Raw genomic sequence first — 13,224 nt, forward strand, 5'->3', positions numbered from 1 at the left:
ATCGAAAACGAGACGAAGTGTGGAGTTTAGAGGAAGAGTCCCGGACCGGGGCGACTTCCTTCGGGGAATCTGACGCCCACTTTGCCGATCTTGTTCCCTTCCATGACCGCGACGGTCCAAATGGTGTTGTTCCACTCCACCTGGTCACCGACTACGGGTGCACCGCCCACTTTATGGGCAATGAAGTGGCCGAGCGACATGTCCGGATCTATGCCTTCGACTTTCAATCCGTACAGCGCCGCAACCGCAGCCAGCTGGGCGTCTCCTTCGAGTACGAAGTCGCCGAAGAAGCGCAAATCGAGGCCCCGTTGCGGTGCCTGACTGAAGAGTTTTCCGAGGGCCGGAAGGTTGTGTTCATGGCCGATTACGCACAGCAAATCGTTGACTTCGAGCACCGTACTACCCGACGGATGGAGCAGTTGCTGGCCACGAAACAGTGCCGCAATGCGGGTGCCTTCGGGCATTTTCAGCTCGCGAAGGGGCGAGCCGATGCACCATTTCTCGGCACCGAGGCGATAAACGAACAGCTCCCATTCACTGGTGACGTGGACTTCCAGAGCTGCGCGGGAGATTGGCGCCGGCTCCGGCGGAACGGTCACTTTCAAAAGCTTCGCCACCCACGGCAGGCTCGTACCCTGCACCAGCAGCGACACCAACACGATAAAGAAGGCGAGGTTGAAATACAGCTGGGCGTTGGGCAGGCCGGCCATCAGCGGGAACACCGCGAGAATGATCGGGACCGCGCCGCGTAACCCGACCCAGGAAATGAACGCCTTTTCGCGCCCATGGAACGCCTTGAACGGCAGCAGGCCGACCATTACCGATAACGGCCGGGCAAACAGAATCATCCACAGCGCCAGACCCAGAGCGGGCAAGGCAATCGGCAACAGGTCGTGGGGCGTTACCAGCAGCCCCAGTACCAGGAACATGCCGATTTGCGCCAGCCAGGCCATGCCGTCGAGCATGTGCAAAATGCCGTGGCGGCTGCGCACCGGGCGGTTGCCGATGACCAGGCCGCACAGGTACACCGCCAAAAAGCCGCTGCCGTGCAAGGCGTTGGTCAGGGCAAACACGACCAATCCGCCAGCAATGACCAGGATCGGATAAAGGCCGGTAGCCAAGTGGATACGGTTGACCAGTTGCAGCATGACCCAGCCGCCGCCCAGGCCGATGACAGCACCGATACCGAACTCACGCATCAAGTGCCCGAGCAGGCTCCATTGCAGGCCGGTCTGGCCGCTGGCGAGCATGTCGATCAGGGTCACGGTGAGGAACACCGCCATCGGGTCGTTGCTGCCGGACTCGATCTCGAGGCTGGCGGTGACCCGTTCGTTCAGGCCTTTGCCGCCGAGCAGCGAGAACACCGCCGCAGCGTCGGTGGAGCCGACGATAGCGCCGATCAGCAGGCCCTGAATCAGGTTCAGGTTGAACAGCCACGCGGCTGCCATGCCGGTCAGCCCGGTGGTGATCAACACCCCGACCGTCGCCAGCGACAGCGCCGGCCATAACGCCACGCGGAAGCTGGAAACCCGGGTGCGCAAGCCGCCGTCGAGCAGGATGACGGCCAGCGCGAGGTTGCCGACCAGATAAGCCGTTGGGTAGTTATCGAAAATAATGCCGGCGCCATCGACGCCGGCCGACATGCCCACCGCGAGGATGATCACCAGAATCGGGATACCGAGGCGCGATGAAAGTGAGCTCACCAGAATGCTTGCACCTACCAGCAACGCGCCGATCAAGAACAGGCTGTTGATGGTCGTCGCATTCAAAGGCAGTACTCCAGAAAGCTGAAAGGCGGGCACAAACTGACCATGCAGTCTGCGTGCCAGCGATTCTAACCTGTTGAAATGTGATGCTGTCAAAAAGGTTTTTTGACAGTGCGTGGCCTGGATTTTGTTCGACTTGCAACCGACCCCTCACCCTAACCCTCTCCCCAGAGGGGCGAGGGGACTGACCGGGGTGCTTGTGCGAAATATTGCGACCTGAGATTGCGAGTCGAACTCAGGTTCTGAACAGCACGAAGATCTGCTCCCTTTCCCCCTCTCCCCAGAGGGGCGAGGGGACTGACCGAGGTGCTTGTGCGAAATATTGCGACCTGAGATTGCGAGTCGAACTCAGGTTCTGAACAGCACGAAGATCTGCTCCCTTTCCCCCTCTCCCCTATGGGGAGAGGGCTGGGGTGAGGGGTGGCTCTTGAAAGCACCACCAATCCCGATCAGAGGCTAAACCGCCCAACCATGTTGTTCAGGTCCAGCGCCAACCGCGACAACTCATTGCTGGCAGCGCTCGTCTGATTCGCCCCGGTCGCCGACTGCACCGACAGATCACGAATGTTCACCAGATTGCGATCCACTTCGCGGGCCACCTGTGCCTGCTCTTCGGCAGCGCTGGCGATCACCAGGTTGCGTTCGTTGATTTCGACGATGGCGCTATTAATAGTGTCCAGCGACATGCCAGCACCACGAGCAATGTTCAACGTCGACTCAGCACGCTCGGTGCTGTTGCGCATCGAATCCACCGCGTGTTCGGTACCGCTCTGGATGCTGCCGATCATGCGTTCGATTTCGCTGGTCGACTGCTGGGTGCGATGCGCCAGTGCACGAACCTCGTCCGCCACCACGGCAAAACCACGACCGGCCTCACCGGCACGGGCCGCTTCGATGGCTGCGTTCAATGCCAGCAAGTTGGTCTGGTCAGCCAGGCCGCGAATCACGTCCAGCACTTTGCCGATGTCCCGGGACTCGTTGGCCAGGTCGCCAATCAGGGTCGCAGTGCTCTGCACATCGGCGCTCATGCGTTCGATGGCGCTGACGGTTTCCTGCACCAGGTCACGACCATCACCGGCGGAGGTGGTGGCATTTTTCGAGGCTTCGGACGTGCTGACGGCATTGCGCGCGACTTCTTCCACGGCGCTGGTCATTTCGTTGACCGCGGTGGCGGCCTGTTCGATTTCATTGTTCTGCTGGGTCAGGCCACGGGCGCTTTCGTCGGTGACACTGTTGAGCTCTTCAGCGGCGGACGCCAGTTGTGTGGCGGAACCGGAAATCCGTTGCAGGGTGTCGCGCAGCTTGTCCTGCATTTTCGACATGGCCAGCAGCAAGCGGCCGGCTTCGTCCTCACCGTCTACGGTGATCGGGCGGGTCAGGTTGCCTTCAGCAATTTCTTCGGCAGCGCTCAGGGCGTTGGCGATCGGCTTGGTGATGCTGTTGGTCAACAACCAGGCAAAGAGCAAGGTCAGGCCGCTGGCGATGACCAGCAAAGTGATCACCAGATTGAGAGACGTCGAATATTGCTCACCGGCAAGGGTGTCGGTTGCTTCGATCTGTCGGGTGTTTATCTCAAGCAACTTTGCCAGGGCCGAGTTGACCGCTTCGGAGTTGGAGAGCAATTCGCTGTTGAGCATGGTGCGCAGTTCGTCGACCTGGTTGTTGCGCGACAGCGTCTTCATCCGGTCTTCGAGTTGGCGATACTGCGCCAGCAACTGCACGTATTGATCGTAAGCCGCACGCTCCTGCGGGCCGTCGATCAGCGGTTCGTAGACTCGTTGAGCGTCGCGGATCTGCTGATTGCGCAAGTCAAACAGCTCGAAGGTTTTCTGCTGCACGTCCGGTTCGCGGTTCACCAGCAAACGGTAGGACAGCACCCGCAGGCGCAGTGTCAGCTGAGTGAATTCGTCGAGGCTCTTGATGCTCGGCACACTCATGGAGGCGATGTCTTCACCGGCGCCGCGAATCTTGCTCATCTGGTTCAAGGCAAATACCCCCAAAACCAGCATCAAACCGCCAATCAGGGCGAAACCGAGGAACGCCCGCGGTGCGATATTCATATTACGAAGGGACATGGTGTTTACCGAAAAGAGCGCATCCGTGCGGCGCTGAGACTGACGTATGGGTGACTTATCGGTCATACGACTAAAGTCTTGAGGCCCTGCGCGTTTTTGTCGCACAACCGCTCCGGCGACGAAGTGCAGGAACCAGATTCGCCAATCACAGTCTTTAAAGTTCGCGAGGAAGGTCGCCCGCCAGGAAAATCAAGGCCTTGCGCCCCAATAACCCTGGCATCCGTGGTGACTTTTCTTTATCGTACGCGCCCTTTGAAAATGCTTGGAAAATCAAAATGTTGGAAGCATCCCTAAGCCAATTGGAACAGCTGGTCAGCGACCTGGTGCAACAGAACCAGACCCTGCTCGGCACTAACCAAACCCTGAGCGCAGAACTGGCCCATGCCAAGGATGAAAACGAAAGCCTGCAACTGGCGCTGATGGAACAGGAAGAGAAACAAGGTGCCACCGCTGCTCGTATCCAGGCCCTGGTTGAGCGCGTCAGCGCCGGCCCAGTCAGCGCATGAATCACGGCGCCGCAGGGGTAAAAGTCGTCTCGATCCTGGGGGAGGACTATTCGATCAAGGCGCCGGCCGGGGAAGAGCAAACCCTGCTGGACGCCGCGTTAATGCTGAAGGCTGCCTTGGCTGACACCAAAAAGAAGTACCCGACACTGATCGGTGACCGCTTGCTGGTGCTGGCCGCGATGAATCTGTGTTCCCAGCAGATCGAAATGCAGAAACAGCACAAGCAGGAACTCGACCGTTACCAAGAGCAAGTCAGCGCCACGGTTGAAGTGATCTCCAAGACGATCAATCAGGCCTGATCGGCTTTGCACACAACCAAAGAATAAATTGTCGTTTGTGTTGTATACAATCGGCACGGCTGTTGCAGTGTTTCAGCCTCTTATTCTTTGGGGGTGCTCCATGCAGTTCTGGCGACGCAGTATTCAATGGCAGTTGATCCTGAGCATGGGCACCGCCCTGCTGGTCAGTATTCTGATCGTGGTTGGCATTTATACCCTCGTGGTCAACCGTCTCGCCGAGCGCTATCTGGTCGAACAAGCGCTACCGTCGAGCATCGAAGCGATGCGCAACGACATCGAACGAATCCTCGTTCAACCTCTTACCGCCGCCAAGGACATCGCCAGCAACAGCATGGTGCGCGACTGGTTGGCCGGGGGCGAAAACAGCGCTCAGACCGCCACGTTCGTGGAGTATCTGGAAGGCATTCGCGCCGAGCACAAAGCCTTTACCGCGCTGATCGTCGGCACCGCTTCAAACCACTACTTCACCGAAAAAGGCCTGGACCGGACCCTCAGCCGCTCCAACCCCAAAGACGCCTGGTTCTATTCATTCCTCGACAGCAACCAGCCGCGCACCCTCAATATCGACAATGACACCGCGACCGGAGAGTTGGCGCTGTTCATCGACCTCAAGGTCGAGCAAGCCGGCAAAGTCGTGGGCGTTGCCGGGCTTGGCCTGAGCATGAAAGAGCTGTCGGAGCTGATCCACAACTTCAACTTCGGTGAGCGCGGCAAGGTCTATCTCGTGCGTTCCGACGGTTTGATCCAGGTTCACCCCGAAGCGCAATTCAGCGGCAAACGCTCCTTGGCCGAACAGATTGGCGCCACGGCAGCGCAAGCCGTCATGGGCCAACAAGCTGCCACCCACAGCAGCTTCGATCGCGATGGCGAAGATTATCTGGCGTTAAGCCTGCCGTTACGGGACTTGGGCTGGACCCTGGTGGCCGAAGTGCCACAGTCGCAGATTTACGCCGAAGCCCGCCGCGCGATGTGGATGAGCAGCGGCATCGGCCTGGCGGTGGCGCTGGTTTGCCTGATGCTGGTGGTGTTGTTGGCCCGTGGATTGGTGCGGCCGATCCGTCAGGTAACAGCGGCACTGGTAGCCATCGGTAGCGGTGGTGGAGATTTGACCCACAGGTTAGATTCCAGTCGCGCCGATGAGCTGGGTGACCTGGCTCGCGGCTTCAATCGATTCCTGGAAAGCCAGCGCGAGATGATCGGCGAAGTGCTGACCACCAGCGAGCGTTTACGCACGGCAGTCGGCCAGGTGGCTCGGGTGGTGGACAACACCGCCGAGCGTTCCGGTCGTCAGCAGGAAATGACCGACATGGTCGCCACCGCCGTCCACGAAATGGGCCTGACCGTGCAGGAAATCGCCCAGAATGCCGGCAACGCTGCCGTGGCTTCGCAAACCGCCCGGGATGAGGCGATGCAGGCGCGGGAAGTGGTGGGCGGGTCGATCCGGCATATTGAAAGCATGTCCGATGAGATTGGCCTCGCTGCCAGTGCGGTGGGCGAGTTGGCCCATCAGGTGGCGTCCATCGATCAGGTGTTGGCAGTGATTCGCGGGATTTCCGAGCAGACCAATTTGCTCGCGCTCAACGCGGCCATCGAAGCGGCGCGGGCCGGGGACATGGGCCGTGGGTTTGCCGTGGTGGCGGATGAGGTGCGGACATTGGCGCGGCGGACGCAGTCGTCGACTGATGAGATTCAACAGATGATTGGCAGCCTCAAACAAGGCGCGGAAAACGCGGTGTCATCGATGCATTCCGGGCAAGCGGCGACCGGCACGGGCGTCGAGTCGAGCCAGCGGACCGGGGTGTCGTTGACGGCGATTACCGGGCAGGTGGAGCGCATCAGCGACATGAACCATCAGGTGGCGGCGGCGACGGAAGAGCAGTCGGCGGTGACGGAAGAGATTAACCGGAACGTGCAGGGGATTTCTGATTTGGCCCGTGCCACCGCGGGGGAGGTCAGGGCTTGTCGCGAGGATTGTCAGACGTTGCAGCGGTTGGCCGATGATTTGGCGCGGCAGATGGGTAGCTTCAAACTGAGCTGACGCCATCGCGAGCAGGCTCACTCCTACAGTTGATCGCATTTCAACTGTAGGAGTGAGCCTGCTCGCGATTGGTTTTCAGCTATGCCAAAGATTCAGGATCAGAACCACTCATCCTGCATGTTCAGGCACACATCATCCCGAGCCTCAAGAATCGCCAATTCATGATGGCAACCCGGCACTTCCCACGTCAGAAAATACCGCGCCGCCTGCAGCTTGCCTTTATAGAAGCTCACATCCGCGACATTCCCTTTGGCCAACCCTTCCTCAGCGCGAATCGCCTGCTCCAACCAGCGCCAGCCAATCACCGTGTGCCCGAACACTTTCAGGTACAGCGCCGAGTTCGCCAGGCTGCTATTGACCTTGCCTTGCCCCAGATCCGTCAGCAAACCAATGGTCACCACTTGCAGGCGCGCCACCAATTTCTCCAGCGGCTCACGCAACGCGGTTAACGATTCATACGCTTGTGCGCGCTCGGCAGTATCGGCAATCAGACGGATCAATTGCTTGAGCCCCGCGCCACCGTTCTGGGCCAGTTTGCGGCCCAGCAAGTCCAGCGATTGAATGCCGTGAGTCCCTTCGTGGATCGGGTTCAGGCGGTTGTCGCGGTAATACTGCTCCACCGGGTATTCGCGGGTGTAGCCATGGCCGCCGAGTATCTGGATCGCCAGTTCGTTGGCCTTCAGGCAAAATTCCGACGGCCAGGATTTGACGATTGGTGTCAGCAAATCCAGCAGTTCATGGGCCTGTTTGCGCTCGGCTTCAGTCTCAAGGGTCGTGGTGTCGTCAAACAGTCGCGCCGCGTATAACCCGAGGTCGAACGAGCCTTCGACGTAGGCTTTCTGGGTCAGCAACATGCGTTTGACGTCGGCGTGCTGAATGATCGCCACTGGCGCGGTATTCGGGTCCTTGCTGTCCGGCACGCGACCTTGCGGACGCTCGCGGGCGTACTCCAAAGAATACAAATACCCGGCGTAACCGAGCATCACCGCGCCCATGCCGACGCCGATCCGTGCCTCGTTCATCATCTGGAACATGTAGCTCAGGCCGTGGTGCGGCTTGCCTACCAGATACCCGACACACTCACCGTTATCGCCGAAATTCAGCGCAGTGGAGGTGGTGCCGCGCCAGCCCATCTTGTGAAACAAGCCGGCCAGCAGCACGTCGTTACGTTTGCCCTGGCTGCCGTCATCGTTGACCAGAAACTTGGGCACGATGAACAGCGAAATCCCTTTCACCCCGGCCGGTGCATCCGGCAGCTTGGCCAGCACCATGTGCACGATGTTTTCCGATAGCGGGTGATCACCACCAGAGATAAAGATCTTGTTGCCCTTGAGTCGATAGGTGCCGTCAGAAGCAGGTTCTGCGCGGGTACGAATATCCGACAGCGATGAGCCGGCATGCGGTTCGGTCAGCGCCATGGTGCCGAAGAAGCGACCGTCGATCATCGGTTGCAGGAAGCGCTGTTTCTGCTCCTCGGTGCCGAAACTTTCGATCAGGTTCGCCGCGCCCATGGTCAGGAACGGATAAGAGGTCGACGCCGCGTTGGCCGATTGAAAATGTGCGAAGCAGGCTTGGGACAACAGCGTAGGAAGTTGCATGCCGCCCGCATCGAAACTGCGCGCAGCGTTGAGGAAACCGGCTTCAAGGAAGGCATCCACCGCCGGTTTCACCTCCGGAATCAGAATCGCCTGACCGTCCTCATAGCGCGGCTCATTCTCGTCGCCCTTGCGATTGTGCGGAGCGAAGAACTTCTCGGCGATGTAGCGGGCGGTGCCAATGGCAGCATCGAAGGTCTCGCGGTTGTGCTCGGCGAAACGCTCACGCTGGGTCAGGCCCTCGGCATCAAGGACTTCATACAGCTCGAAAGCCAGATTGCGGGAACTGAGCAACGTCTCGGACATGGCGGCCTACCTTTTTTTTGGAATGGGCCGAGTCTAGGCGTGGGGGTAGAGGCTGAACAGGATGATTGATGAGCGTGATGGTGGAGCAGAGCACGGACTTACCAGACACCCCAAAACAACTGTAGGAGTGAGCCTGCTCGCGATAGCGGCGTGTCATCCGAAACATGTATTGGATGACACGCCGCTATCGCGAGCAGGCTCACTCCTACAAGGGATTTGATTGCCAGGCAACCATTGCGGTTGCCTGGCTTACAGCGTGTTAACCGATCGTCATCAAACTTGCATTACCACCCGCCGCAGCAGTGTTAACGCTCAACGCCCGCTCGATCACCAGACGCTCCAGCGCAATGTTGGTCTCGCCTTGCGACAAACCGTGAACCCCGACAATCGCGCCGGCACGCTTGGCCACTTGCTGGCAGACCGCACGCAGCTGATCGGAATGGCCGTGATGCAGAACCGCATCAAACAGCACTTCGTCCTTGCTCCAGTCGGAAACCAGCTTGATCTTCGCCTGAACTTCCTTTGGCAGACGTGCGAACACGGCCTTGGTCAATTCAGCTTCCGGCCATACCGCCGAACCGCCGACGGCCAATACCGCCGCCAGTTGCGTCAGCAAGTCGCCTTCAACTTCCGCCAGGCACAGCACGTGTTCGCGTGGCAGGATGGCGTAGCTGTTGCGTTCGCCAGTCGGGCCCGCCAGAACACGGGTGATCCCGCTTTGCGATTGCGCCGAGAACTGCGCGCACAGGGTGTTCAGGTCGGCAAACTTGTTGCTGTCAGCCCAGGCTTGCAGAGCCTTCAGCGGTTTGCTCATGGCATCACGCAGACGAACATCCGGTGCCGTGATGGCATCACCGCGAGCGAAGGATTGTTCGATCGCACCGGTAGGACGCGTCGACAGCAGACGGTAAAGGTACAACGGACCACCGGCTTTCGGGCCGGTACCCGACAGACCTTCGCCACCGAACGGCTGCACGCCGACCACGGCACCCACGATGTTGCGGTTCACGTAGACGTTACCGGCGTTGACGTTATCGATCACCTTGGCGATGGTCTCGTCGATGCGAGTATGCACACCCAAGGTCAGGCCGTAGCCGGAAGCGTTGATCTGACCGATCAGCTGATCGATGTCTTTACGCTTGTAGCGAACCACATGCAGCACCGGCCCGAAGATCTCCCGTTGCAGCTCGTCGAAGCTTTCCAGTTCGATCAACGTCGGCATCACGAAGGTGCCGCGTTTGACTTCTTCGGTGTTGGCAATGGCCACCTGGTACACGCTGCGACCTTTGTCGCGCATGGCCTGGATGTGCTTCTCAATGCCGGCCTTGGCTTCAGCGTCGATCACCGGGCCGATGTCCACGGACAGGCGCTCAGGGTTGCCGAGACGGCATTCAGCCATGGCACCTTTAAGCATTTCGATGACACGGTCAGCGGAATCTTCCTGCAGGCACAGCACCCGCAGCGCCGAGCAACGTTGGCCGGCGCTGTCGAAGGCCGACGACACCACGTCGATCACAACTTGTTCGGTCAGTGCCGAGGAGTCGACGATCATTGCGTTCTGGCCACCGGTTTCGGCGATCAGCGGAATCGGGCGACCCTGTGCATCCAGACGACCCGCTACGTTGCGTTGCAGCAAACGAGCAACTTCGGTGGAACCGGTGAACATCACGCCTTTGACCCGATCGTCACCGACCAGACGAGCGCCAACGGTTTCGCCACGGCCCGGCAACAGTTGCAGCACGCCTTCCGGAATCCCGGCTTCGAGCAGCAAGCGCACGGCTTGAGCCGCCACCAGCGGGGTTTGTTCCGCAGGCTTGGCCAGTACCGGGTTACCGGCGGCCAGTGCCGCAGCGACTTGGCCGCTGAAAATTGCCAGCGGGAAGTTCCACGGGCTGATGCACACCACCGGACCCAATGGGCGGTGGGCGTCGTTGGTGAAATCGTTGCGCGCCTGCACCGCGTAATAACGCAGGAAGTCCACGGCTTCACGCACTTCGGCGATGGCGTTGGCGAAGGTCTTGCCGGCTTCGCGAGCCAGCAGGCCCATCAGCGGCTGGATCTCGCCTTCCATCAAATCGGCGGCACGTTCCAGAATCGCGGCACGTTCGGCGGGCGGGGTGGCCTGCCAGATCGGCGCAGCGTTCAGGGCGCACTGGATCGCGTTGTCGACGTCTTCGACGGTCGCTTCCTGTACATGGCCGACCACGTCACGCAGATCGGACGGGTTGAGGACTGGCGCAGGGGTTTCAGTGCTGGAGGCGCAACCGAGCATCGGCGCGGCTTTCCAGTGGTTATGAGCGGTCGCCAGCAGTGCGCAGGACAGCGAAGCCAGACGATGTTCGTTGGCCATGTCGATGCCGCTGGAGTTGGCGCGCTCGGCACCATAAAGATCACGCGGCAGCGGAATACGCGGGTGCGGCAGGCCGAAGCCGCCTTCCAGCGTCGCCATCTGCTCGATGCTGGCCACCGGATCGGCCACCAGCGCCTGAATCGAGATGGACTGATCGGCGATCTGGTTGACGAACGAGGTGTTCGCGCCGTTTTCCAGCAGACGACGTACCAGGTACGCCAGCAGTGTTTCGTGAGTACCGACCGGTGCGTACACGCGGCACGGACGGTTCAGCTTGCCTTCAGAAACTTTACCTACAACCTGTTCGTACAGCGGTTCGCCCATGCCGTGCAGGCACTGGAACTCATACTGACCGGGGTAATAGTTCTGACCGGCGATGTGGTAAATGGCCGACAGGGTGTGGGCGTTGTGCGTGGCGAACTGCGGGTAGATGACTTCCGGTACCGACAGCAGCTTGCGTGCGCAAGCGATGTAGGAAACGTCGGTGTACACCTTGCGGGTGTACACCGGATAGCCTTCCAGGCCTTCGACCTGGGCGCGTTTGATTTCGCTGTCCCAGTACGCGCCTTTCACCAGTCGGATCATCAGGCGATGACGGCTGCGGCGAGCCAGGTCAATCACGTAGTCGATCACATACGGGCAACGCTTCTGATAAGCCTGGATCACGAAACCGATGCCGTTCCAGCCGGTCAGTTGCGGCTCGAAGCACAGGCGCTCCAGCAGATCCAGCGACAATTCGAGGCGGTCAGCTTCTTCGGCGTCGATGTTCAGGCCGATGTCGTATTGCTTGGCCAGCAGGGTCAGCGACAGCAGGCGCGGGTACAGCTCGTCCATCACGCGCTCGTACTGCGCACGGCTGTAACGCGGGTGCAGGGCCGAGAGCTTGATGGAGATGCCCGGGCCTTCATAAATCCCACGACCGTGGGACGCTTTGCCGATCGAGTGAATGGCTTGTTCGTACGAGGCCAGGTACTTCTGGGCATCGTGCTCGGTGAGTGCGGCTTCACCCAGCATGTCGTAGGAATAGCGGAAGCCTTTGGCTTCGAATTTGCTGGCGTTGGCCAGGGCTTCGGCGATGGTTTCGCCGGTCACGAACTGCTCGCCCATCAGGCGCATGGCCATGTCGACGCCCTTGCGGATCATCGGCTCGCCGCTCTTGCCGATGATGCGGCTCAAGGACGAAGTCAGGCCGGCTTCGTTGTGGGTGGCGACCAGTTTGCCGGTCAGCAGCAAGCCCCACGTGGCAGCGTTGACGAACAGCGACGGGCTGTTGCCCAAGTGCGGGTGCCAGTTGCCGGTGCTGATCTTGTCGCGGATAAGCGCGTCACGAGTGCCTTTGTCCGGAATACGCAGCAGCGCTTCGGCCAGGCACATCAGTGCCACGCCTTCCTGGGACGACAGGGAAAATTCCTGCAACAGGCCCTGAACAATCCCGGCACGGCCGCCGGCGCTCTTCTGATTGCGCAGTTTTTCGGCAATCGAGGAGGCGAGCTTGTTGGTGGCTTCGGCCATCGCCGCAGGCAGACGCGCCTGCTCGATCAGCATTGGCACCACTTCAGGTTCCGGGCGACGGTAAGCGGCGGTGATCGAGGCGCGCAGCACCGATTGCGGCAGGATGCTTTCGGCGAATTCGAGGAAGCATTGGTGCGCGTGGTCGGCATGGACTTCGCCGGCGTCGTCAGCATCTTTGCTGATCAAGCCGCTCAGCTCGGTCAGGGTTGCACCACCCTCGAGTTTTTCCAGGTAATTGAAAATTGCCTGCTTGATCAGCCAGTGCGGCGTGCGATCAATCGAGGTCGCGGCAGCCTTGAGGCGCTCGCGGGTCGGGTCGTCAAGTTTGACCCCAAGGGTGGTGGTAGCCATATTTTTATCCTCATGTTTGCCACGACCGCGTGGCATCAGCTGGCGGCAAGATTAGCCGTGCAACCGTCGAGGTGCAACCGGGTGCAACCCTTTTTTTGTCGGAATTATAAGCAGCTCGTCAGGAATTAATTTCCGGTACGAACGTACCGCTCCTGCTTGGTGCTTTTGCTTCTAGCAAACCGCTGGAACTGCGCTAAAAGGGAGCAAAAACAGGGTTTTTCCGGATAAATCCGACTAGGTGCAACTTATTCTCGCGAAACTGGTTGCACCTTATTTGCTTTGTTGAATAGCATTCGCGCCCAAGGTGCAACCGGTCAAAAAAGACAGGTGCACCGGCTGATGGCTTTCCTGGGGAAACATCAGTCATAAATGCGCGGGATCCCGGATCGTCTGTCAAACGTCGTCGTTTGCGCGCGGTTCACCAGC

At 59.8% G+C, this 13,224-nt stretch carries 7 protein-coding genes and 1 pseudogene; 4 read left to right on the plus strand and 4 right to left on the minus strand.

Annotated features, from left to right (window positions below; translation table 11 throughout):
- Positions 1 to 26: 26 nt before the first annotated feature.
- Complete coding sequence (locus ACA056_RS02075; protein ID WP_497270135.1) at positions 27 to 1,769, minus strand: potassium/proton antiporter; 1,743 nt, start codon at positions 1,767 to 1,769, stop codon at positions 27 to 29.
- A gap of 446 nt (positions 1,770 to 2,215) precedes the next feature.
- Positions 2,216 to 3,841, minus strand: a complete 1,626-nt coding sequence (locus ACA056_RS02080; RefSeq protein WP_497270137.1) for a methyl-accepting chemotaxis protein — start codon at positions 3,839 to 3,841, stop codon at positions 2,216 to 2,218.
- Between the two features lie 275 nt (positions 3,842 to 4,116).
- Here ACA056_RS02080 and ACA056_RS02085 point away from each other — a divergent pair, with 275 nt between their 5' ends.
- From ACA056_RS02085 to ACA056_RS02100, 4 genes and pseudogenes are all read left to right on the plus strand, one after another.
- Positions 4,117 to 4,347: a hypothetical protein gene (locus ACA056_RS02085; protein ID WP_497270139.1), complete on the plus strand. Its 231-nt coding sequence runs from the start codon at positions 4,117 to 4,119 to the stop codon at positions 4,345 to 4,347.
- Positions 4,344 to 4,646, plus strand: a complete 303-nt coding sequence (locus tag ACA056_RS02090) for a cell division protein ZapA (protein ID WP_129439108.1) — start codon at positions 4,344 to 4,346, stop codon at positions 4,644 to 4,646. Before ACA056_RS02085 ends, ACA056_RS02090 begins: the two co-directional genes overlap by 4 nt.
- A gap of 145 nt (positions 4,647 to 4,791) precedes the next feature.
- Positions 4,792 to 5,820, plus strand: a pseudogene (locus ACA056_RS02095) (HAMP domain-containing protein); the annotation flags it as partial.
- Between the two features lie 132 nt (positions 5,821 to 5,952).
- Positions 5,953 to 6,684, plus strand: a complete 732-nt coding sequence (locus tag ACA056_RS02100) for a methyl-accepting chemotaxis protein (RefSeq protein ID WP_415767652.1) — start codon at positions 5,953 to 5,955, stop codon at positions 6,682 to 6,684.
- A 98-nt stretch (positions 6,685 to 6,782) separates the two neighbouring features.
- Here the strand turns inward: ACA056_RS02100 and ACA056_RS02105 are convergent, their stop codons facing one another.
- The gene (locus ACA056_RS02105) at positions 6,783 to 8,585 is read right to left on the minus strand and encodes an acyl-CoA dehydrogenase (RefSeq protein WP_497270141.1); all 1,803 of its coding nucleotides are present in this window, start codon (positions 8,583 to 8,585) and stop codon (positions 6,783 to 6,785) included.
- Positions 8,586 to 8,844: 259 nt separating this feature from the next.
- Entirely contained in the window at positions 8,845 to 12,798 is a 3,954-nt protein-coding gene (gene putA / locus ACA056_RS02110; protein ID WP_497270143.1) for a trifunctional transcriptional regulator/proline dehydrogenase/L-glutamate gamma-semialdehyde dehydrogenase, read from the minus strand.
- Positions 12,799 to 13,224 lie beyond the last annotated feature (426 nt).

It is taken from the genome of Pseudomonas sp. LBUM1666, from assembly GCF_059695775.1.

Excerpts from the sequence above, each read along its gene's own strand:
- ACA056_RS02105 (WP_497270141.1), bottom strand. The coding sequence starts at position 8,585 with ATGTCCGAGACGTTGCTCAGTTCCCGCAATCTGGCTTTCGAGCTGTAT.
- ACA056_RS02100 (WP_415767652.1), top strand. The coding sequence starts at position 5,953 with ATGGTCGCCACCGCCGTCCACGAAATGGGCCTGACCGTGCAGGAAATC.
- ACA056_RS02090 (WP_129439108.1), top strand. The coding sequence starts at position 4,344 with ATGAATCACGGCGCCGCAGGGGTAAAAGTCGTCTCGATCCTGGGGGAG.
- ACA056_RS02085 (WP_497270139.1), top strand. The coding sequence starts at position 4,117 with ATGTTGGAAGCATCCCTAAGCCAATTGGAACAGCTGGTCAGCGACCTG.
- putA (WP_497270143.1), bottom strand. The coding sequence starts at position 12,798 with ATGGCTACCACCACCCTTGGGGTCAAACTTGACGACCCGACCCGCGAG.
- ACA056_RS02080 (WP_497270137.1), bottom strand. The coding sequence starts at position 3,841 with ATGTCCCTTCGTAATATGAATATCGCACCGCGGGCGTTCCTCGGTTTC.